Raw genomic sequence first — 19,641 nt, forward strand, 5'->3', positions numbered from 1 at the left:
CCTCAGGCCGCCGGGGGTGTCACCAGGCCCGCCGTCGGGGCCGCCGATTCCGGGCGTTCCCGCAGCTCGGTCGTACAGCGGTAGCGGCGCGGCGGATAGCCGCCCGGGCCGCCCAGGACGACCGAGTCCGCGCTCGGCTCCGCACCCGCCGCGCCCAGCGCGAAGGTGCAGACGATCTGCGACAGCGCGGTCGGCGCCAGGTCCTCCGGCTGCCTGCTCAGCCGCAGCGTGCCCGCCGGATCGCCCCGGTGCCCGCCGGAGACCGCCAGCGGCCCCTTCACGGCCGTGGTGAACCCTGCCTGCCGCTCGCTCTGCGACGGCTCGGTGCCCAACTGCGCCAGCAGCGCCGACGCCCTGCGCACCGCGTCTGCGCTCGCCTTCTCCTCGGGCAGCGGGGACTGGCGCTCCACCGCCTCCAACTGCGAACCGCACACCAGGAAGACCCGGACCGGGACGCCCGCCGCCCCCGGGGCCGCGTCCTCCTCCGGCACGCTGCACGGCACCCGCGACGGGGCGTGGCCCGCGTCCACGGGCACCGACGTCGTCCTGATCCCGCACCCCGAGAGCAGCACCGCCAGCGCGGCGACGACGCCCGCGCCCACCGCGCCGCGGCGGCCCCTTCCCGTACGCCGAAGCCGGCTCACCGCTCCCCACCCTCTTCTCCGGGCTCGCTCTGGCTCGGCAGCCGCAGCACGAACACCGCCCCGTCGCCATCGGGCGAGTTCGCGGCCGTGATCGAACCGCCGTGGATCAGCGCGTTCTCCCGCGCGATCGACAGGCCGAGACCGCTGCCCTCCGACCGGGGCCGGGAGGCGCTCGCCTTGTAGAACCGGTCGAAGACGTGCGGCAGGACCTCCTCGGGGATGCCCGGGCCGTGGTCGCGCACCTCGATCACCAACGTGTCGTCCTCCATGCGGATCGCCACCCGCACCGGCGACCCGCCGTGCTTGAGCGCGTTGCCGATGAGGTTGGCCAGGATCACGTCGAGCCGGCGCGGGTCGAGCCGCGCCATGATGCCCCGCTCGGCGTCCAGCTCCACCGCGTCCAGCCAGGCCCGCGCGTCGATGCACGCGGTCACCTGGTCGGCGACGTCGACGTCGTCCAGGACGAGCCGGGCCGTGCCCGCGTCGAAGCGGGTCACCTCCATCAGGTTCTCGACCAGGTCGTTCAGCCGGCGCGTCTCGCTGACCACCAGCGCCACGGCCGGCGCGATCATCGGATCCAGGGAGTCCTGCTCGTCCTCCAGGACCTCCGTCACGGCGGTCAGCGCCGTCAGCGGCGTGCGCAGCTCGTGCGACATGTCGGCGACGAAGCGCCGGCTGGACTCCTCCCGGGCGCTCATGTCCGCCACCCGTTTCTGCAGGGACTCCGCCGCGCCGTTGAACGTCCGTGACAGATCGGCCAGTTCGTCCGTCCCGGAGACCCGCAGCCGGGTGTCGAGCTTCCCCTCGCCCAGCTGCCGGGCCGCCTCGCCGAGCCGGTGCACCGGCCGCAGCACGGTCGTGGCGGCGGCCTGCGCGAGCAGCGCCGAGCCGATCAGGGCGAGCGTGGTGGCGATCCCCAGCGACCAGGCGAGCGAGTTCAGGTCGGCCCGCTCGGCCTCCAGGGACTTGAACATGTACCCCGTCGGACCACCGCCGTCGACCTTCGCCCCGCCCACCAGGTACGGCGTCCCGCCGCGCTGGGTGCGCTGCCAGAACAGGTGGTACGGATACGGGTTGGCGTCCGTGACGGGCCGCCGCTTCTCCACCTGCGCGCGCAGCGCGGACGGCACGTCCGCGAGGGTGAAGGTGTCCGGGTTCGAGGCCCCGATGATCGGCTTGCCCTCGTCCCGCTCCCCGAGCAGCAGCACGCTGTACCCGGCGCTGCCGCTCGCCATCTGCTCGGCCGCGCCGCGCAGTTCCTCCTCGGTGGGGTGCAGGGGCAGCGTCGCGGCCCGGTTCTGCATCTCCTGCCGGAAGTCGTTCAGCGCCCCGTCCTGGGTGCGGGTGAGGACCGCCTCGCGGTTCAGCCAGTACGCGATGCCGGACGCGGACGCGGCGGCGGTGAGCGCCACCAGCGCGAAGACGACGACCAGCCGCAGCCGCAGGCTGGTGAAGCGCAGGCCCGCGAACATCCCCTTTCTCACGCAGGGACGTCCAGTCGGTAACCGACGCCCCGCACCGTACGGATCAGGGTCGGGGAGGACGGCACGTCCTCCACCTTGGCGCGCAGCCGCTGGACACAGGCGTCCACCAGACGCGAGTCGCCCAGATAGTCGTGCTCCCACACCAGGCGCAGCAACTGCTGGCGGGAGAGGGCCTGGCCGGGCCGCCGGCTCAGTTCGAGGAGCAGCCGCAGTTCGGTCGGCGTGAGCTGCAGGTCCTCCCCGTTCTTGGTCACGGTCATGGCCGAACGGTCGATGACGAGCGAACCGAACGTGGCCGAGTCCGTGGACTCCCGCTCGCCCCGCCGCAGTACGGCACGGATCCGGGCGTCGAGCACCCGGCCCTGGACCGGCTTGACGACATAGTCGTCGGCCCCGGACTCCAGACCCACGACGACGTCGATGTCGTCGCTGCGCGCGGTCAGCAGGATGATCGGCAGCTGGTCGGTGCGCCGGATGCGCCGGCACACCTCGAAGCCGTCGATCCCGGGCAGCATCACGTCCAGCACGACCAGGTCGGGCCGCTGCTCGCGCAGCAGTTTCAGGCCGTCCTCGCCCGTCGCCGCGGTGGCCACTCGGTGGCCCTGGCGAGACAGGGAGAGCTCGAGGGCCGTGCGGATGGCGTCGTCGTCCTCGATCAGCAACAGGAAAGGCACGGCGCCATTCTGTCCCATGCGGCCCTCGGAGTTCGACTGCGCGGCGTCACCGCCCCCTGTGACACGGCTGTGACAGTCGACGGACACCGCGATGAAGTGCGGGCGGCAAGCTTCTTGGCACACGGACCGAAGCCGACTCCAACCGACGGGGGGCGTGAGATGAACGCACTGCACAGCACCACCTCGAACGCAGTTGTCACGCGTCTCCACGACGTCGTGCGGAGCACCGAGAAGTCCGGCGGGGTGAACGGACGGGGGTGCGTTCGCAGCGCCGGACGTCAGCACAAGGCGCCGTACATGGTCGCCGTGGCTGACGGGGGAGCGGCGTACGGGGAGGGCACGGGGGAGCGGACGTCCCTGTCGGAGGCGGAGTTCACCGCCTACGTACAGGAACGCCGAGCCTCCCTGTACGCCACCGCCTACCACCTCACCGGTGACCGCTTCGAGGCCGAGGACCTGCTCCAGAGCGCGCTCTTCTCGACGTACCGGGCGTGGGAGCGGATCAGCGACAAGGCGGCGGTCGGCGGCTATCTGCGCCGCACCATGACGAACCTGCACATCAGCGCCTGGCGCCGCCGCAAGCTCAACGAGTACCCGACCGAGGAGCTGCCGGAGACGGCGGGCGACACGGACGCGATGCGCGGCACCGAGCTGCGGGCGGTCCTGTGGCAGGCCCTGGCCCGGCTGCCCGAGCTCCAGCGCACGATGCTGGTGCTGCGCTACTACGAGGGCCGTACGGATCCGGAGATCGCGGAGATCCTGGACATCAGTGTCGGCACGGTGAAGTCGAGCATCTGGCGCTCCCTGCGCCGGCTGCGCGAGGACGAGGTCCTCAGCTTCGGCCGTGACGAGGAGGAGTCCTTCGGCGAGCTGGTGGCCTGAAGGAACGGGGGGAACCACGGGGGAGACACGGGGGCCCGTACGGGGGGTACGGGGCACGGGGGAAATGGCGCGGGTCGGACAAGCCGGGGGGGCTTGTACGGCCCGCGTCGTGTCGTCCCCTTCAGTGCGAGGCGGCCGGGGCGCGGTGGCGGCCCGCCGCCGCGGCGGCGAGACGGCCCAAGGCCTCCTGCTTGGCACAGGGGTGGGCGCCCAGCGCGGTCTGGCGGGCCACGATGGAGCGTTCCGCCCGCATCAGGCGCCAGCCGCGGCGCAGCAGGAACGGGACCGACTTGCGGCCTTCCCTGAGGTCGCGGACGAGCCGGCGGCGGAACGTCGTCGAGGGCCGGCCGCGCAGGCACAGCGCGTCGGCGAGCACGCCGAGGTCCGCGCAGCGCGCCACGATCTCGGCGGCGAAGATGCCCTCCGCGACGAAGAGCGGGGTCCGCCCGATGTCCAGCAGCTCGTGGTCCACGCGTGCGCTGGTGGCGAGGTCGTACACCGGAACGTCCGTACGGCCCGACCGGCACAGGTCCACGATCGCCGCGACGGCGGTGTCCGCGTCCCAGGACAGCGGCGAGTCCCAGTCGATGTCGGCGCTGCCCGCCACCAGCGGGAGCGTCGGGTCGTCGGCTTCTTTGTAGAAGTCGTCGAGGCGCAGGACGGGGAGGCCGGCGGCGGCGGCGAGGGACGACTTGCCGGAGCCGGAAGGGCCCGCGAGCAGGACGACACGGGTCACAAGCGAAGGGGAACTCACGGGACACCAGTGTGAGGCATCACCCGGGGGAGCGGACCCACCCGGGAGGACGTTGGTGTGCGCATCACGGCGCCACTACTCTCGGTGCCTTCGTGGTTACTCGAAGTCGGAGGACTTTTCATGGCGCGTCACGCAGCATCCGGGACCTCTCGCCGCGGTGCCTGGTCGAAGGCCGGGCTGACCGTCACGGCCGCGGGGGCGGCGGTCCTCGGGCTGGGCGCCGCCGCCCAGGCGGCCCCGTCCGCCCCGGCGCCGCTGCCGGTCGACTCGGTCGTCGGCTCGGACGCGGCGGCCGCCGGGGCGGGCGTCCTCGGTGCCGTCGGCCACGGCGTCGGCCCCCTGACGGAGCTGCAGCTCGACCCGCTGGCCAACACCGGCGTCGACCCCCTCGCCAACGGCGTGGGCACCCAGGTCGCGGACTTCCGCCCGGTGGGCACGAACCTGGTGACCGACCCCGTCACGAAGGGCGGGGCGCTGGCCGATCTGCCGGTGGCCGGCGAGGCGGTGAAGGCTCTGCTGCCCCGGTAGCGACGCCCGGTTCCGTACGGAACGCGCGCGACGGCCCCCGGGGTCGGTTCCCCGGGGGCCGTCGCGCGGTGGTGCTCGGTGCGTCAGTACGAGGAGCCCGAGGCGCCCAGTGAACCCGTCGGGTGCCACACCGTCTTCGTCTCCAGGAAGGCGGTCAGCCGCTCCGTGCCCTGGGGCCGCGTGAAGTCCGTCGCCCGCGGGCGCAGGACGCGCTTGAGGTTGTCCGCCGCCGCGATCTCCAGCTCGCGCGCGAGGTCCGCGTCCGCGCCGGTCAGGTCGATGGCGTTGACGTCCTGGTGCGCCGCGAGGTGCGGGCCCATCTCCGACGCCTTGCCGGAGAGGATGTTGACGACGCCGCCCGGAAGGTCGGAGGTGGCGAGCACCTCGCCCAGGGACAGGGCCGGCAGCGGGGCCTTCTCGCTCGCGATCACGACCGCGGTGTTGCCGGTCGCGATCACCGGGGCGATCACCGACACCAGGCCGAGGAACGAGGAGTCCTGGGGCGCCACGACGGTGACGACACCGGTCGGCTCCGGGGTGGAGAGGTTGAAGAACGGACCCGCGACCGGGTTCGCCCCGCCCACGACCTGGCCGATCTTGTCCGTCCAGCCGGCGTACCAGACCCAGCGGTCCACGGCCGCCTCGACGATCTCCGCCGCCTTGGACTTCGACAGGCCCTCGGCCTGCGCGACCTCGCGCACGAACTGGCTCTTGCGGCCCTCCAGCATCTCGGCGACGCGGTAGAGGATCTGGCCGCGGTTGTACGCCGTCGCGCCGGACCAGCCGCCGAACGCCTTGCGCGCCGCCACGACGGCGTCACGGGCGTCCTTGCGGGAGGAGAGCGGCGCGTTCGCCAGCCACTTGCCCTTGTGGTCCTGCACTTCGTACACCCGGCCGCTCTCGCTGCGGGGGAACTTGCCCCCGACGTACAGCTTGTAGGTCTTGAAGACGCTCAGACGGTTCTCATCAGACATCGAGGTACGCCTCCAGGCCGTGGCGACCGCCCTCGCGGCCGAAGCCCGACTCCTTGTAGCCGCCGAAGGGCGAGGTCGGGTCGAACTTGTTGAACGTGTTGGCCCAGACGACACCGGCGCGGAGCTTGCCGGCCACGGCCAGGATCCGCGAGCCCTTCTCCGTCCAGATGCCCGCCGACAGGCCGTACTGGCTGTTGTTGGCCTTGGCGACCGCCTCGTCCGGCGTACGGAACGTCAGCACGGAGAGCACCGGGCCGAAGATCTCGTCGCGGGCGATGGTGTGCGCCTGCGTGACGTTGGTGAAGAGCGTCGGGGCGAACCAGTACCCGGACGCGGGCAGTTCGCAGGACGGCGACCAGCGCTCGGCGCCCTCCGACTCGCCCTTCTCCACCAGCGTGGTGATCCGGGACAGCTGCTCGGCGGAGTTGATCGCTCCGATGTCGGTGTTCTTGTCCAGCGGGTCGCCGAGACGCAGCGTCGACAGGCGCCGCTTGAGCGAGTCGAGCAGCTCGTCCTGGATCGACTCCTGGACCAGCAGGCGCGAACCCGCGCAGCAGACCTGGCCCTGGTTGAAGAAGATGCCGGTGACGATGCCCTCGACGGCCTGGTCGATGGGCGCGTCGTCGAAGACGATGTTCGCGCCCTTGCCGCCCAGCTCCAGCGTCAGCTTCTTGCGGGTGCCGGCGACCGAACGGGCGATGGCCTTGCCGACCGCGGTGGAGCCGGTGAAGGCGACCTTGTTCACGTCCGGGTGCTCGACGAGCGCGGCGCCGGTGTCGCCGTAGCCGGTGAGGATGTTGACGACACCCTTGGGCAGTCCCGCCTGGCGGCAGATGTCCGCGAAGAACAGGGCGGAGAGCGGGGTGGTCTCGGCGGGCTTCAGGACGACGGTGTTGCCGGTCGCCAGGGCCGGGGCGATCTTCCACGCCAGCATCAGCAGCGGGAAGTTCCACGGGATGACCTGGCCGGCCACGCCCAGCGGGCGGGGGTTCGCGCCGTAGCCGGCGTGGTCGAGCTTGTCGGCCCAGCCGGCGTAGTAGAAGAAGTGCGCGGCGACGAGCGGGAGGTCCGCGTCGCGGGTCTCCCTGATCGGCTTGCCGTTGTCCAGGGTCTCCAGGACGGCCAGCTCACGGCTGCGCTCCTGGATGATCCGGGCGATGCGGAAGAGGTACTTGGCGCGCTCGGAGCCGGGCAGCGCCGACCACTTCTCGAACGCCTTCCTGGCCGCCTTCACCGCGCGGTCGACGTCCTCGGCGCCCGCCTGGGCGACCTCGGCGAGGACCTCCTCGGAGGAGGGCGAGACGGTCTTGAAGACCTTGCCCTCGGCCGCCTCGACGAACTCGCCGTCGATGAACAGGCCGTACGACGGGGCGATGTCGACGACCGAGCGCGACTCGGGCGCCGGGGCGTACTCGAATACAGATGCCATGATCGATCAGTCCACCGTGACGTAGTCGGGGCCGGAGTAGCGGCCGGTCGCCAGCTTCTGACGCTGCATGAGCAGATCGTTGAGCAGGCTGGAGGCGCCGAAGCGGAACCAGTGGCTGTCCAGCCAGTCCGCTCCCACGGTCTCGTTGACCAGGACCAGGAACTTGAGGGCTTCCTTGGTGTTGCGGATGCCGCCGGCCGGCTTCACGCCGATCTGGACGCCGGTCTGCGCGCGGAAGTCGCGCACCGCCTCCAGCATCAGCAGCGTGTTGGCGGGGGTGGCGTTGACCGCGACCTTGCCGGTCGAGGTCTTGATGAAGTCGGCGCCGGCCATCATCCCGAGCCAGGAGGCGCGGCGGATGTTGTCGTACGTGGACAGTTCGCCGGTCTCGAAGATCACCTTGAGGCGGGCGCGGTCGCCGCACTCGGCCTTGATCGCGGCGATCTGCTCGAAGACCTGCAGATACCGGCCCGCGAGGAAGGCGCCACGGTCGATGACCATGTCGATCTCGTCGGCGCCTGCGGCGATCGCGTCGGCGGTGTCGGCGAGCTTCACGGGGAGCGCGGCGCGCCCGGCAGGGAAGGCCGTGGCGACGGAGGCGACCTTGACGTCGGAGCCCGCGACGGCGGCCTTGGCGGTGGCCACCATGTCGGGGTACACGCAGACGGCGGCGGTCGTCGGGGTCGTACGGTCGGACGGGTCGGGATGGACGGCCTTGGCGGCGAGCGCCCGGACCTTGCCCGGGGTGTCCGCGCCTTCGAGCGTCGTCAGGTCGATCATCGAGATGGCCAGGTCGATGGCGTAGGCCTTGGCCGTCGTCTTGATCGAGCGGGTGCCGAGGGACGCGGCGCGCGCCTCCAGGCCGACGGCGTCGACGCCGGGCAGCCCGTGGAGGAAGCGACGCAGCGCACTGTCGGACGCGGTCACGTCGGCGAAAGTGTGTGCTGCAGGTGCAGTGGTGGGCATGGTCACCAGTCGAGCATATCTACGCGCGTAGCGACCTGTACAGGCCCCGCCTTCCTTCGCGTGCCCGAGCCGCCTGAGCCGTGGCGGGGGCGCTGAGGCAGAATCGGCGGTATGACGAGCCCCCAGCCGCCCGCCGAGCCGGCCTACGCCGACCGCGTCTTCCGTTCGCCCTTCGGGATCGCGGGCGGTGTCCTGACGCTCGCACTCGTCGGCTGGTTCTGCGGTGACGCGATCGTCCGCGGGCACGGGCGGACCCCGTGGGTGGCGCTGGCGGCGCTCCTGTTCCTCGTGCCGCTCATCGTGGCGTTCACCTTCCGGCCCGCGGTCTACGCGAGCGAGGACCGGCTCCGGATCCGTAACCCGTTCCGCGACATCACGCTGCCCTGGGCCGCCGTCGCCGACGTCCGGGCCGGGTACTCCAGCGAGGCGCTCACCCGGTCCGGGACGAAGTACCAGCTCTGGGCCGTCCCCGTGTCGCTGCGCCAGCGCAAGCGGGCCGCGCGGCGCCAGACCCGTGCCGCGCAGGACGACCCGCACGGCCGCACGTCCGTCCACGCCGATGTGAGCGACGCCTCCCGGCTCGCCCCCGCCGACCGGACAGTGGCCGACCTCCGCGACCTCGCGGAGCGGTGCGGCACCCGACCCGGAGCCCAGGGCGAGCCGCGGCTGCGGTGGGCGTACGAGATCATCGCGCCCGCGGCGGCCGGCCTGGTGCTGCTCGTGGTGCTGCTCGCGACGGGCTGAGCGTCCGCCGTACGACGAAGGGCCGGGGACGCACGCGGTGCGCACCCGGCCCTTCGCTCTGCCTACCGTCGGCTCAGGGGGCGTGGAAGCCCTGGACGTCGGCGATGAGGTCGACGCTGCCGTTGCGGTTGTAGAAGCTGACCTTGCCGTCCTTGACGGGGACGACGACGAGGTTGGGGACGGTCTGTCCCGCGGTGACGTTGAGGTTCGACGCGCTGGTGCGGGTCGTGCCGTAGGGGTGGACGGAGACGAACGTTCCCGCGGTGGGGTTGGTGGCGGTGACGTTGAGGACGACGGCGGTGACTCCGGTGGCCGGGACGCCGCCCTTGCCCGCGACCGTCAGGGTGACCGCCTCGCCGGCGCCGACCTTGGCCTTGGCCACGCCCGTGCCGTCCCGGGTGTCCATCACCCGTGACGGTGTCACCGGCTCGTAGAGCGAACCCGCTTGCGTGTCGGTGTAGTACCCGGCGACGTCGGCGATGAGGTCGACGCTGCCGTTGCGGTTGTAGAAGCTGACCTTGCCGTCCTTGACGGGGACGACGACCAGGTTGGGGACGGTCTGTCCCGCGGTGATGTTGAGGTTCGACGCGCTGGTGCGGGTCGTGCCGTAGGGGTGGACGGAGACGAAGGTCCCCGCGGTGGGGTTGGTGGCGGTGACGTTGAGGACGACGGCGGTGACTCCGGTGGCCGGGACGCCGCCCTTGCCCGCGACCGTCAGGGAGACGGTCTTGTCGGCGCCGACCTTGGCCCTGGCCACGCCCGTGCCGTCCCGGGTGTCCATCACCCGCGACGGCGTCACCGGCTCGAACCGGGAACCGGAGCCCGTGAGGGTGTAGTACCCGGCGACGTCGGCGATGAGGTCGACGCTGCCGTTGCGGTTGTAGAAGCTGACCTTGCCGTCCTTGACGGGGACCACGACCAGGTTGGGGACCGTCTTCCCCGCGGTGACGTTGAGGTTCGACGCGCTGGTGCGGGCCGTGCCGTAGGGGTGGACCGAGACGAACGTTCCCGCCGTCGGATTGGTGGCGGTGACGTTCATGACCACCGCGGAGACGCCCCTGGCCGGGACGCCGCCCTTGCCCGCGACCGTCAGGGAGACCGTCTTGCCGGCGCCGACCTTGGCCTTGGCCACGCCCGTGCCGTCCCGGGTGTCCATCACCCGCGACGGCGTCACCGGCTGGTACGCCCCGGAGGCCAGGGACTGGGCGCGGGTCAGCGCGACGTCACCGGTCAGCGTGAGCGCCGCTCCCTCGCCGTCCGCCGGGACGGCCGTCAGCGACCAGTCGTACAGCCCGTCCGGTAGCGTCGTCCCCGACGCGTCCTTGCCGTCCCAGGTCGCCTCGATCCGGCCGCGGGTCTCGCCGCCCTGGAGGGTGCGGACGACGGTGCCGGCCGCGTCGCGGACGGCGATCCGCCAGGACGAGGCGGGCTTGGACAGCCACCAGCTGCCCGACCACGTCGGGTCGGCGGCCTTGCGGTCCAGGATCCCGGCGGGGGCAAGGGTGTCGAGCACCCGCAGGGGCGGCGCCGCCACCCCGACGGGTACGACATGGATGTTCTCCGCGGCGTCCACGTAGGAGACGTGGCCGCCGAACCGGTCCACGGTCCAGCCGCGATGCGGTACGGGATCCGCCACGGTCCCGATGACGCGGGTCGCCCCGCCCCCGCGCAGGGGGGTGGCGGAGACCGTGTGGCCCTGGACGTGGGCGATGTAGCCGTCGCCGAGCAGTGCGGAGGTGTGGGCGGGCAGGGAGACGTTCGCGGACGTGTCGAGGTTCTTCACCCCGGTGGCCGTCGCGCACTTCCAGTACACGGCGGCGCCGACCGCCTGCAGCCCCGTCAGGTCGCAGTTCGCCACCTTCACCGAGCGCGTGGTCGCGCCGGTCCTGACGTCGACCGCGTCGACGACCCCGGCGGTCCCGCTCTCCACCCACAGCGTGCCGCCGTCGAGCGAGGTCAGCCGGTCCCCGATCGCACGGGAGAAGACGTTCTTGTCGGTGTCGATGTCGTGGACCTTGTACGTCTTCGGCGTGCTGTGGTCTTCGACGTACGCGACGTACCGGCCGGACGACTGGAATCCGGACGGGTCGAGACGGGTGTCCGTCCACTGGTTGCGCTCGAGAACGCTCCCCTCCTCGGCGACCCGGACGTTGCCCGGGTATCCGGTCCAGAGGAGCCGGCCGTCGCCGGAGGGAACGATCGTCTCGCACGAATCGCGGCAGTATCCCGGGACGTTGTTGTAGCCGTCCTGGCCGCGGTCGATCCTCGGACCCGCCGCGAGGTCACCGCTGAGGGTGAGGTTCCGGGAGACGACCGCCGCCGCGTTGTACCGGTCGTACTCGTAGTTCTCGGTGCCGTGCAGGACGCCCTGCGCGACGACCAGCTGTTCCGTGCGGGTGATGCCCAGCGCGGTCTCGTACAGCGGCGTGAGGACGGGCTCGGACCCGTCCTCGGGGATCTGGACCCGATGAACCTTGTACGTCCCGTCCGCGCCCTTGACCGTCGCCAGCGCGCCGTCGTCCGGGGCGCCGAGGACCGCGTCGGCGTCGAACGCCGGGCGTGGCTCGCCCCCGTCCAGCGGATACAGCGCGTGCGGGTCGTCACCGTCCTGGTACTTCTCTCGGACCACCGCGTAGTCGCCCAGGAGCGCCGAGGGCGGCTCGGGTACGGAGATCTCCGCGACCGGCCGGGTGAGGTCGCCCTCGGTGTCCCACACCTTGAGGCGGCCGGTTCGGTAGTCGAAGTCCATGACGCGCGAGCCGACGAGCGGCGCGGTGCGGCCGGTGATGTCGTACGCGATTCCCGTCGGACGGACGACCAGGTCGTCGAGGCCGACCCAGCCGACCCGTTGGGCGCCGTCCGCCGTGTACGAGACGAAGAACCCCTTGCCGTTGCCCTGATCCCTGTGGGCCGTGACCCGCTCGGCACCGGCCGGCGCGATCACCGTGCGGTCCTTCAGCACACCGTTCTCGTGGGAGAGGACATGGACGGTCTTCGCGCCCGCGTGTTCGGTGGTGACGACCGAGCCGGCCTCGACATGGGCGAACGACTGGTTCACGGGGACCGTCACGGTCCGCTCGGCAGCCGTGGGGCCGTCCTGGAAGACCACCCGCTTGGGTCCCCCCAGCGGCTCGTACAGGCGGGCGATCCCGGTACCCGTGCCGTACACGTTGTGGGCGTCCTTGGCGTCGTACCGGACGGCGGCGCCGTCGGCGTACGTCACCCAGACGTACCCCTGCCAGTCTTTCTGCAGGAAGCCGGTCGCCCCCGCGTAGACGATCTGCCCCGGGACCCGGGACTTCTGGGCCGGGATGGTGAGCGGTGCCGTCGGGGTCGCGCCCTCCGCCGCGACCGCCGGTCCGCCGGTGAGCGGCAGGAGCGTGGCGGCCGCCGCCGCGGCGACGGCGACGGCGATCGCCGCCGGTCGCCGACGTGCCTGATCCGTGTGTCTTCTCGCGCGATAGCGCAAAGTGGCCCCCCACTGTGGTTAAACGGTCAAAGGTTCGAGGCTAACAACGGACTCTGACGACCCCTCTGCTTCCCTCGTCACGACTCCGTCCCGACTGTCACAGCTCTGTGACGGTCACGGGGGCCCGTGCCAGACGAGGAGCATGTAACCGCCCAGCCAGGCCGAGGACAGGGCCGCCGCCGCCAGGACCAGGGCGGCCGCGTGGAGGCGGGCGCGGGCCAGGGCGTGGGCCAGGGGGAGGAGGAGCGGGAAGCCCGGCAGGAGGAAGCGGGCGCGCGGGAAGTAGACGCCGCCGCTGCCGAGGACCACCAGCAGCAGAACCCCCGTGAAGACCAGCAGCGGCAGCGGCTGCCGGTCGCCCAGGCAGAGCAGGAACAGCGCCGCCGCGCCGATCAGCACCACCGAGACCACGACCAGGAAGAGCTGGGGCCTTCGGTCGTACACCAGGAGCTCCCGCAGGGTCCGCGCGGTCTCGGCGCCCCCGTCCCACTCGTTCGTCCACAGTCGCTGGACGGCGAAGTAGCCGTCCCAGCGGCCCAGGCGCAGCCCCACCCAGCCCACATAACCGAGCCAGCCCAGCGGGGCCGCGAGCGCCGCCGCCAGGGCGGGGCGGCAGCCGCGCCGGGCCGCGAGCAGGCCGGCGGCCGTCACCGCCGCGGCGAGGGCGATCCCGGTCGGCCGGGTCAGCCCCGCGGCCACCGCGAGCCCCGCCGCCCAGGCCCAGCGGCCGGTGAGCACGGCGTACAGCGCCCAGGCGGTCAGCGCGGTGAACAGCGACTCGGTGTAGCCCATCCACTGGACGACGGCGACCGGCAGCGCGCCCCACAGCACGGCGAGGACGGTGCCGGTCCGGCGGCCGTGCAGCCGGTCGCCGACGGCGAAGACGCCCCAGGCGGCGATCAGCGAGCAGACCCCGGCGACCACCAGCGCCACGGAGGCGGGCGAGCCCGGCGCGAGGGCGGAGAAGACCCTGATCAGCGCGGGGTAGAGCGGGAAGAACGCGAGGTTGTTGCCGTAGGTCCGCTCGCCGAGCTCCTGGGCGTAGCCGTGTTCGGCGATGCCCAGGTACCAGGACGAGTCCCAGGAGGTCGCCAGCGTCGGCCAGACGCCGTGGCCGCGCAGATGCGCCCAGCGGGTGAGGACCAGCAGGCCCAGGAGCCGTACCACCAGATAGCCCAGCAGCGCGGGGGCGGCGTGCCGCAGGGTTCCGCGCACCCGCTCCGGGAGGGCGTCGCGCGGCGGGTCCTGAGGCCGTCGCGAGGCGGGCACGGTGGGGCGGACGGTCAGCACCGGGGGCACCGCGGCGGCTCCAGGGGTGGACGTTCGGGATACCGGGTCACCCTGGCCCGGGGCACCTGATCGCGGGACGCGCGTTGCATCCGTTGCCGTACCGGATTCACTCGTACGGGAAGGACGGAGGACGTGACCGGGGGCGCGGGGGGAAAACGGCGAGGGGCCCGTACGGAAGCGATTCCGTACGGGCCCCTCGGGCGTGTCGTCGCAGCACCGCCGACCGGGCGGGCGCCTGGGCCGGGCGGGTGCTCGGAGGCCGGCGCCTGGGACCGGCGGGTGCTCAGAGGCCGGCGGCGATCGCCAGGTCCCGCTTGATCGCTGCGAGGACCTCGGCGCCCTTCGCGCGGGCCGCGGCCAGTTCGCCTGCGCCGCCGACCGGGACCACGACCTCCAGGTAGCACTTGAGCTTGGGCTCGGTGCCGCTGGGGCGGACGATCACCCGGGCCTTGTGCTCGCCGTCCAGGTAGTAGCGCAGACCGTCCGTCGGGGGCAGCGACTCCGTGCCCTTCGTCAGGTCCTCCGCCCGGGTCACGGTCAGGCCGGCCAGCGAGACCGGCGGCCGCTCGCGCAGCGCGCTCATGGCGTCGGCGATGACGCTCAGGTCCTCGACCCGTACCGACAGCTGGTCCGTGGCGTGCAGGCCGTGCGCCACCGCCAGGTCGTCCAGGAGGTCGGTCAGCGTCCGGTCCTTCTCCTTCAGCTCCGAGGCCAGCTCGGCGACCATCAGCGCGGCGGTGATGCCGTCCTTGTCGCGGACGCCCTCGGGGTCGACGCAGTACCCCAGCGCCTCCTCGTAGCCGTACCGCAGGCCGTCGACGCGGGCGATCCACTTGAACCCGGTCAGGGTCTCCTCGTAACCGACCCCGGCGGCCTCGGCGATGCGGCCGAGCAGCGAGGACGACACGATCGACTCGGCGAAGACGCCCCGCGCGCCCTTGCGGACGAGGTGCGCGGCGAGCAGCGAGCCCACCTCGTCGCCGCGCAGCATCCGCCAGCCGCCCTCGGCACCGGCGTCCGGCACCGCCACCGCGCAGCGGTCGGCGTCGGGGTCGTTGGCGATCACGATGTCGGGGTCCACGGCGCGGGCCGCCTCGAACGCGAGGTCCATCGCGCCCGGCTCCTCCGGGTTGGGGAAGGCGACCGTCGGGAACGCCGGGTCCGGCTCGGCCTGCTCGGCGACGAGCGCCGGCGGCGGGAACCCGGCGCGCGCGAAGGCGGCGGTCAGGACGTCCTTGCCGACGCCGTGCATGGCGGTGTAGACGGTCCGCACGGTCCTGGGCGACCCAGGGGTCAGGACGGCCTCCGTGCGCGCCAGGTAGGCCTCCAGGACCTCGTCGCCGAGGGTCTCCCAGCCGGACTCCGGGCGGGGCACGTCGGCGAGCGAGCGCACGGCGGCGATCTCGGCGGCGATCTCCGCGTCGGCGGGCGGCACGATCTGCGAGCCGTCGCCGAGGTAGACCTTGTAGCCGTTGTCGCGCGGCGGGTTGTGGCTCGCGGTCACCTCGACACCGGCGACGGCGCCCAGGTGCCTTATGGCGAACGCGAGGACGGGCGTCGGCAGCGGGCGCGGGAGCAGGGCGGCGCGCAGGCCGGCGCCGGTCATCACGGCGGCGGTGTCGCGGGCGAAGTCGGCGGACTTGTAGCGGGCGTCGTAGCCGATGACGACGAGGCCGCCCTCCTGGCCCTTGGCCTTGAGGTACGCGGCGAGTCCGGCGGCCGCGCGGATCACGACCGAGCGGTTCATCCGCATGGGTCCGGCGCCCAGCTCCCCGCGGAGGCCGGCGGTGCCGAACTGCAGCGTGCCGGCGAACCGGACGGCGAGCTCGTCGGTCTCGCCGTCGGCGAGGAGCCGGGCCAGCTCGTCGCGGGTCTCGTTGTCGGGGTCCTCGGCGAGCCAGGCCTGGGCCCGGGCGAGGAGGTCGTCCTGCGTCACGGTGTGTGCCTTTCGGAGGGTACGGACGGGAGGGCGCGGGCGGGTTCTCTTCCCCGCCCCGCCCCTTCCCGAACGGGGGAGGAGGCCGGGGAGGCGGCGCGGCTCCTGCGGATGCCGCCCTGAGGGTGCCGGTACCGGGTGCCGGGCCGCGGTCGTCGAACCCGACCGGGGCCACGAGCCGCCCCCGTGCCGCGCCGGGCGTACGGGCCGGGAGGCGGCCTCCCGGACGCCGGGCCGTGGCGCGACGAGCGCTCCGAGCCACGAAGCCTTACGGACCCGGGCCGACGGGCACCGAGGCCGGGCCTCGGTGCCCGTCGGGCGCCGGAGCCGCGCGCGCTGGGAATGCCGCAGGCCTCCACGCCTGGCAGCCCGACCGGCCACTGGCGCCCTGGGCGCACGCCCCGCGCCCCGCAGGGGCCCTGGCGTCCGGGGCACGCCGGGCGCGGGGAGGGCTGGGTGCGGGCCTCGGGACCGGCAGACGTCGAGCCGGCCGGGTCGCGACCCGGTCTCGGCGTCGGACAGCTGCCGATCCGGTAGCGGCCCCGGAGTACGAGCGGTCCGCCGGAAGGCCGGGCCGGTCGGACGTCAGATGCGGTCGAGTACGCGGGTGAGCAGTTCGCCCATGCGCGCGGCCGAGTCGCGGCCCGCCTGGAGGACCTCCTCGTGGTTCAGCGGCTCGCCCGAGAGCCCCGCCGCCAGGTTGGTCACCAGGGAGATGCCCAGGACCTCGGCGCCGGCCTCGCGGGCCGCGATCGCCTCCAGGACGGTGGACATGCCGACGAGGTCGCCGCCCATGACGCGGACCATGTTGATCTCGGCCGGGGTCTCGTAGTGCGGCCCGGGGAACTGGACGTACACGCCCTCTTCCAGGGTCGCGTCGATCTCCTGGCACAGTGCGCGCAGCCGCGGCGAGTACAGGTCCGTGAGGTCCACGAAGTTCGCGCCGACGATCGGGGAGGCGGCCGTCAGGTTGATGTGGTCGCTGATCAGGACCGGCTGGCCGGGGCGCATGCCCTCGCGCAGACCACCGCAGCCGTTGGTCAGCACGACGGTCTTGCAGCCGGCGGCGACGGCGGTGCGCACGCCGTGGGCGACGGAGGCGACGCCCCGGCCCTCGTAGAAGTGCGTGCGGCCCAGGAAGACCAGCACCCGCTTCTCGCCGATCTTGTACGAGCGGACCGTGCCGCCGTGGCCCTCGACGGCCGGCGGCGGGAAGCCGGGCAGCTCGGTGACCGGGAACTCGGCCTGCGGGGCGCCGAGCGCGTCGACGGCCGGCGCCCAGCCGGAACCCATCACCAGGGCGACGTCGTGGTTCTCGGTGCCGGTGAGCTCGCGAAGGCGCGTGGCAGCGGCCTCGGCGGCCTCGTACGGGGTGGCAGTTGCGTTCACTGACTCTCTCGCCTCGGGGAGGGGATGTCCGAGGGGAGCGCCCCGGACGGATTTCCTACGCGCAGAAGCGTAGCCCGAGATTGCCTACGCGCGTAGATGACGATGCTGACGGACATGCGATCGTTGTCTTGTCGTTTCCGACGAACGGCGCCGCCGCACGGCGCCCCGCTTCCGCCGAACCGGCTTCCGGCCGACAGGTCGGGCCTCCTCCGCCGAGGCGAGGAGGACGACCTAGCAGGGCCGCTTCCGCAGCTCCATCACGTAGTCGTGCGGCGCGCCCGCCGACTCCGCCGCGTCGGCGATCTCGCCGAGGTAGCGCGCGGACGGCAGGCCGCCCTCGTAACCGTTGAGGACGTACACCCAGGCGGGTTCCTCGCCGTCCAGGGTGTGCACCCGCAGCCGCATCCGGCGGTAGATGTCGAGCCCCACGCCTTCCCAGCGGTCCATCGAGTCCTCGTCCATCGGCGCGATGTCGTACAGCGCCACGAAGACCTGCGAGCGCGGCGCCTCCACGATGGTGGCCAGCGCCCCCTCCCACCCCATCTGCTCGCCGCCGAAGGTGAGCCGCCAGCCGTTGAGCCAGCCGGTGCCGCGCAGCGGGGAGTGCGGGGCGCGGCGGGTCATGAGCCGCGCGTCGAGGTTGCCGGCGTACGCGGCGTAGAGCGACATGGGTCCGAGGGTACGGGAGGGGGAGGCGTGATCGCGGAAGCCCGTGGTGGGGGCCGTATGGAGGCCCCGACGAGAGCACCCTTGAAGCGTGCGGGACAATGGGGTACGCACTGCACGCAGCCCCACGGGGTCACCCCCCGGCAGAACGAGAGCGCGAGGCGTAACCCACGTGACCCGGATCGTGATCATCGGTGGCGGACCCGGCGGATACGAGGCGGCCCTGGTGGGCGCCCAACTCGGCGCGGAGGTGACCGTCGTCGACTGCGACGGCCTCGGCGGCGCGTCCGTCCTGACCGACTGTGTCCCCTCGAAGACCCTCATCGCGACGGCCGAGGTGATGACGACCTTCGACTCCTCGTACGAGGAGCTGGGCATCATCGTGGCCGACGACACCCCGCACGTGGAGCAGGCCGCCCGCGTCGTCGGTGTCGATCTCGGGAAGGTCAACCGCCGGGTGAAGCGCCTCGCGCTCGCCCAGTCCCACGACATCACCGCCTCCGTCACCCGGGCCGGCGCGCGGGTGCTGCGCGGCCGTGGCCGGCTGTCGGGGCAGCAGGCCGTGGACGGCTCCCGCCAGGTGATCGTCACCGTCGCCGACGGCAAGGAGGAGGCGCTCACCGCCGACGCCGTGCTGATCGCGACCGGCGGGCACCCGCGCGAGCTGCCCGACGCCCAGCCGGACGGCGAGCGGATCCTGAACTGGACCCAGGTCTACGACCTCAAGGAGCTCCCCGAGGAGCTCATCGTGGTCGGCTCCGGTGTCACCGGCGCCGAGTTCGCCGGCGCCTACCAGGCCCTCGGCTCCCGGGTCACCCTCGTCTCCTCCCGTGACCGCGTGCTGCCCGGCGAGGACCCGGACGCCGCCGCCGTCCTGGAGGACGTCTTCCGCCGCCGGGGCATGAACGTCATGGCCCGCTCGCGCGCCGAGTCCGTCAAGCGGGTCGGCGACCGGGTCGAGGTCACCCTGGCCGACGGCCGGGTCATCTCCGGCACCCACTGCCTGATGGCGGTCGGCGCCATCCCGAACTCGGCCGGAATGGGTCTGGAGGAGGCCGGGGTCCGGCTGAAGGACTCCGGCCACATCTGGACCGACAAGGTCTCCCGTACCTCCGCCCCGGGCGTGTACGCCGCCGGTGACGTGACGGGCGTCTTCGCGCTCGCCTCGGTGGCGGCCATGCAGGGCCGGATCGCGATGTACCACTTCCTCGGGGACGCGGTGGCGCCGCTGAACCTGAAGACGGTCTCCTCCAACGTCTTCACCGACCCGGAGATCGCCACCGTCGGCTACACCCAGGCGGACGTGGACGCGGGCAAGATCGACGCCCGGGTCGTCAAGCTGCCGCTGCTGCGTAACCCCCGCGCGAAGATGCAGGGCATCCGGGACGGTTTCGTCAAGATCTTCTGCCGTCCCGGCACGGGGATCGTGGTGGGCGGCTGTGTCGTCGCCCCGAAGGCGAGCGAGCTGATCCATCCGATCTCGATCGCGGTCGACAACAATCTGACCGTCGAGCAGATCGCGAACGCCTTCACCGTGTACCCGTCCCTGTCGGGCTCGATCGCGGAAGTGGCACGGCAGTTGCACACCCGAAAGGCGACGGGCGAGGCGTAGTCCGCCCGGCGGGCCGGGGGAGCGCGCGGCGCCCCCCGGCGAGCCCCGGCGAAATCGGGGCCACCGCGCGCATGAGGGGATCGACGACGGGGCTTCCCATATCAGTTGGGAGCCCCGTCTGTGCGCATCTTCTGCAATTCGGCGCATACTGCTGAAAAGTATCGGCCGCTCAGGTTACTGTCAGTTTCGTGTTCGCTGCA

Annotated in this window: 16 protein-coding genes; 4 read left to right on the forward strand and 12 right to left on the reverse strand. The window is 72.6% G+C overall.

The genetic code is table 11. The annotated features are described in order from the left end of the window. Positions 1–2: 2 nt before the first annotated feature. The 3 genes from ACZ6RC_RS08200 to afsQ1 are packed head-to-tail and all read right to left on the reverse strand — an operon-like array spanning position 3 to position 2,802. A complete protein-coding gene (locus tag ACZ6RC_RS08200; RefSeq protein ID WP_391139554.1) occupies positions 3–644 on the reverse strand; it encodes a hypothetical protein in 642 nt (213 codons plus the stop codon). Then, on the reverse strand, positions 641–2,116 hold the full coding sequence (locus ACZ6RC_RS08205) for an ATP-binding protein (protein ID WP_391139691.1): 1,476 nt from the start codon (positions 2,114–2,116) through the stop codon (positions 641–643). The genes ACZ6RC_RS08200 and ACZ6RC_RS08205 overlap by 4 nt, the downstream gene beginning before the upstream one ends. Positions 2,117–2,124: 8 nt before the next feature. After that, positions 2,125–2,802, reverse strand: coding sequence for a two-component system response regulator AfsQ1 (gene afsQ1, locus ACZ6RC_RS08210; RefSeq protein ID WP_175439295.1), 678 nt, complete (start codon positions 2,800–2,802; stop codon positions 2,125–2,127). 159 nt (positions 2,803–2,961) lie between these two features. On the opposite strand from afsQ1, the gene ACZ6RC_RS08215 reads away from it, so the two are divergent. Then, positions 2,962–3,684 carry a SigE family RNA polymerase sigma factor gene (locus ACZ6RC_RS08215; protein ID WP_453613194.1) on the forward strand — a complete coding sequence of 241 codons (723 nt, stop codon included), beginning with the start codon at positions 2,962–2,964 and terminating at the stop codon, positions 3,682–3,684. Between the two features lie 121 nt (positions 3,685–3,805). Here the strand turns inward: ACZ6RC_RS08215 and ACZ6RC_RS08220 are convergent, their stop codons facing one another. Further along, complete coding sequence (locus ACZ6RC_RS08220) at positions 3,806–4,438, reverse strand: uridine kinase family protein (RefSeq protein WP_469580040.1); 633 nt, start codon at positions 4,436–4,438, stop codon at positions 3,806–3,808. A gap of 120 nt (positions 4,439–4,558) precedes the next feature. Between ACZ6RC_RS08220 and ACZ6RC_RS08225 the strand changes: the two genes are divergently transcribed. After that, on the forward strand, positions 4,559–4,966 hold the full coding sequence (locus tag ACZ6RC_RS08225; RefSeq protein ID WP_453613200.1) for a hypothetical protein: 408 nt from the start codon (positions 4,559–4,561) through the stop codon (positions 4,964–4,966). 83 nt (positions 4,967–5,049) lie between these two features. Here ACZ6RC_RS08225 and ACZ6RC_RS08230 read toward each other — a convergent pair whose 3' ends face one another. From ACZ6RC_RS08230 to deoC, 3 genes are read right to left on the reverse strand one after another with little or no spacing between them, the layout of a single operon-like run. Continuing rightward, on the reverse strand, positions 5,050–5,940 hold the full coding sequence (locus ACZ6RC_RS08230) for an aldehyde dehydrogenase family protein (protein WP_391139550.1): 891 nt from the start codon (positions 5,938–5,940) through the stop codon (positions 5,050–5,052). Further along, on the reverse strand, positions 5,933–7,369 hold the full coding sequence (locus ACZ6RC_RS08235; RefSeq protein ID WP_391139549.1) for an aldehyde dehydrogenase family protein: 1,437 nt from the start codon (positions 7,367–7,369) through the stop codon (positions 5,933–5,935). The genes ACZ6RC_RS08230 and ACZ6RC_RS08235 overlap by 8 nt, the downstream gene beginning before the upstream one ends. A 6-nt stretch (positions 7,370–7,375) precedes the next feature. Then, on the reverse strand, positions 7,376–8,335 hold the full coding sequence (deoC, locus tag ACZ6RC_RS08240; protein ID WP_391139690.1) for a deoxyribose-phosphate aldolase: 960 nt from the start codon (positions 8,333–8,335) through the stop codon (positions 7,376–7,378). Positions 8,336–8,446: 111 nt separating this feature from the next. Between deoC and ACZ6RC_RS08245 the strand changes: the two genes are divergently transcribed. After that, positions 8,447–9,079: a PH domain-containing protein gene (locus ACZ6RC_RS08245; RefSeq protein WP_391139548.1), complete on the forward strand. Its 633-nt coding sequence runs from the start codon at positions 8,447–8,449 to the stop codon at positions 9,077–9,079. 73 nt (positions 9,080–9,152) lie between these two features. Here ACZ6RC_RS08245 and ACZ6RC_RS08250 read toward each other — a convergent pair whose 3' ends face one another. The 5 genes from ACZ6RC_RS08250 to ACZ6RC_RS08270 all read right to left on the reverse strand — a co-directional run bounded on the left by ACZ6RC_RS08250 (position 9,153) and on the right by ACZ6RC_RS08270 (position 17,832). Then, positions 9,153–12,548 (reverse strand): FlgD immunoglobulin-like domain containing protein, encoded by a 3,396-nt coding sequence (locus tag ACZ6RC_RS08250; protein WP_469580042.1) that lies wholly within the window; start codon positions 12,546–12,548, stop codon positions 9,153–9,155. A 114-nt stretch (positions 12,549–12,662) separates the two neighbouring features. Beyond that, positions 12,663–13,847, reverse strand: a complete 1,185-nt coding sequence (locus tag ACZ6RC_RS08255; protein WP_469580044.1) for a mannosyltransferase family protein — start codon at positions 13,845–13,847, stop codon at positions 12,663–12,665. Positions 13,848–14,121: 274 nt separating this feature from the next. Then, entirely contained in the window at positions 14,122–15,774 is a 1,653-nt protein-coding gene (locus ACZ6RC_RS08260) for a phospho-sugar mutase (RefSeq protein ID WP_469580046.1), read from the reverse strand. Positions 15,775–16,359: 585 nt separating this feature from the next. Next, positions 16,360–17,163 (reverse strand): purine-nucleoside phosphorylase, encoded by an 804-nt coding sequence (locus ACZ6RC_RS08265; RefSeq protein ID WP_453613213.1) that lies wholly within the window; start codon positions 17,161–17,163, stop codon positions 16,360–16,362. Between the two features lie 231 nt (positions 17,164–17,394). Further along, positions 17,395–17,832 carry a gamma-glutamylcyclotransferase family protein gene (locus ACZ6RC_RS08270; protein ID WP_058941468.1) on the reverse strand — a complete coding sequence of 146 codons (438 nt, stop codon included), beginning with the start codon at positions 17,830–17,832 and terminating at the stop codon, positions 17,395–17,397. 169 nt (positions 17,833–18,001) lie between these two features. On the opposite strand from ACZ6RC_RS08270, the gene ACZ6RC_RS08275 reads away from it, so the two are divergent. Then, positions 18,002–19,441 carry an NAD(P)H-quinone dehydrogenase gene (locus ACZ6RC_RS08275; protein ID WP_391139543.1) on the forward strand — a complete coding sequence of 480 codons (1,440 nt, stop codon included), beginning with the start codon at positions 18,002–18,004 and terminating at the stop codon, positions 19,439–19,441. Positions 19,442–19,641 lie beyond the last annotated feature (200 nt).

Source organism: Streptomyces sp. NPDC048353, assembly GCF_055587165.1.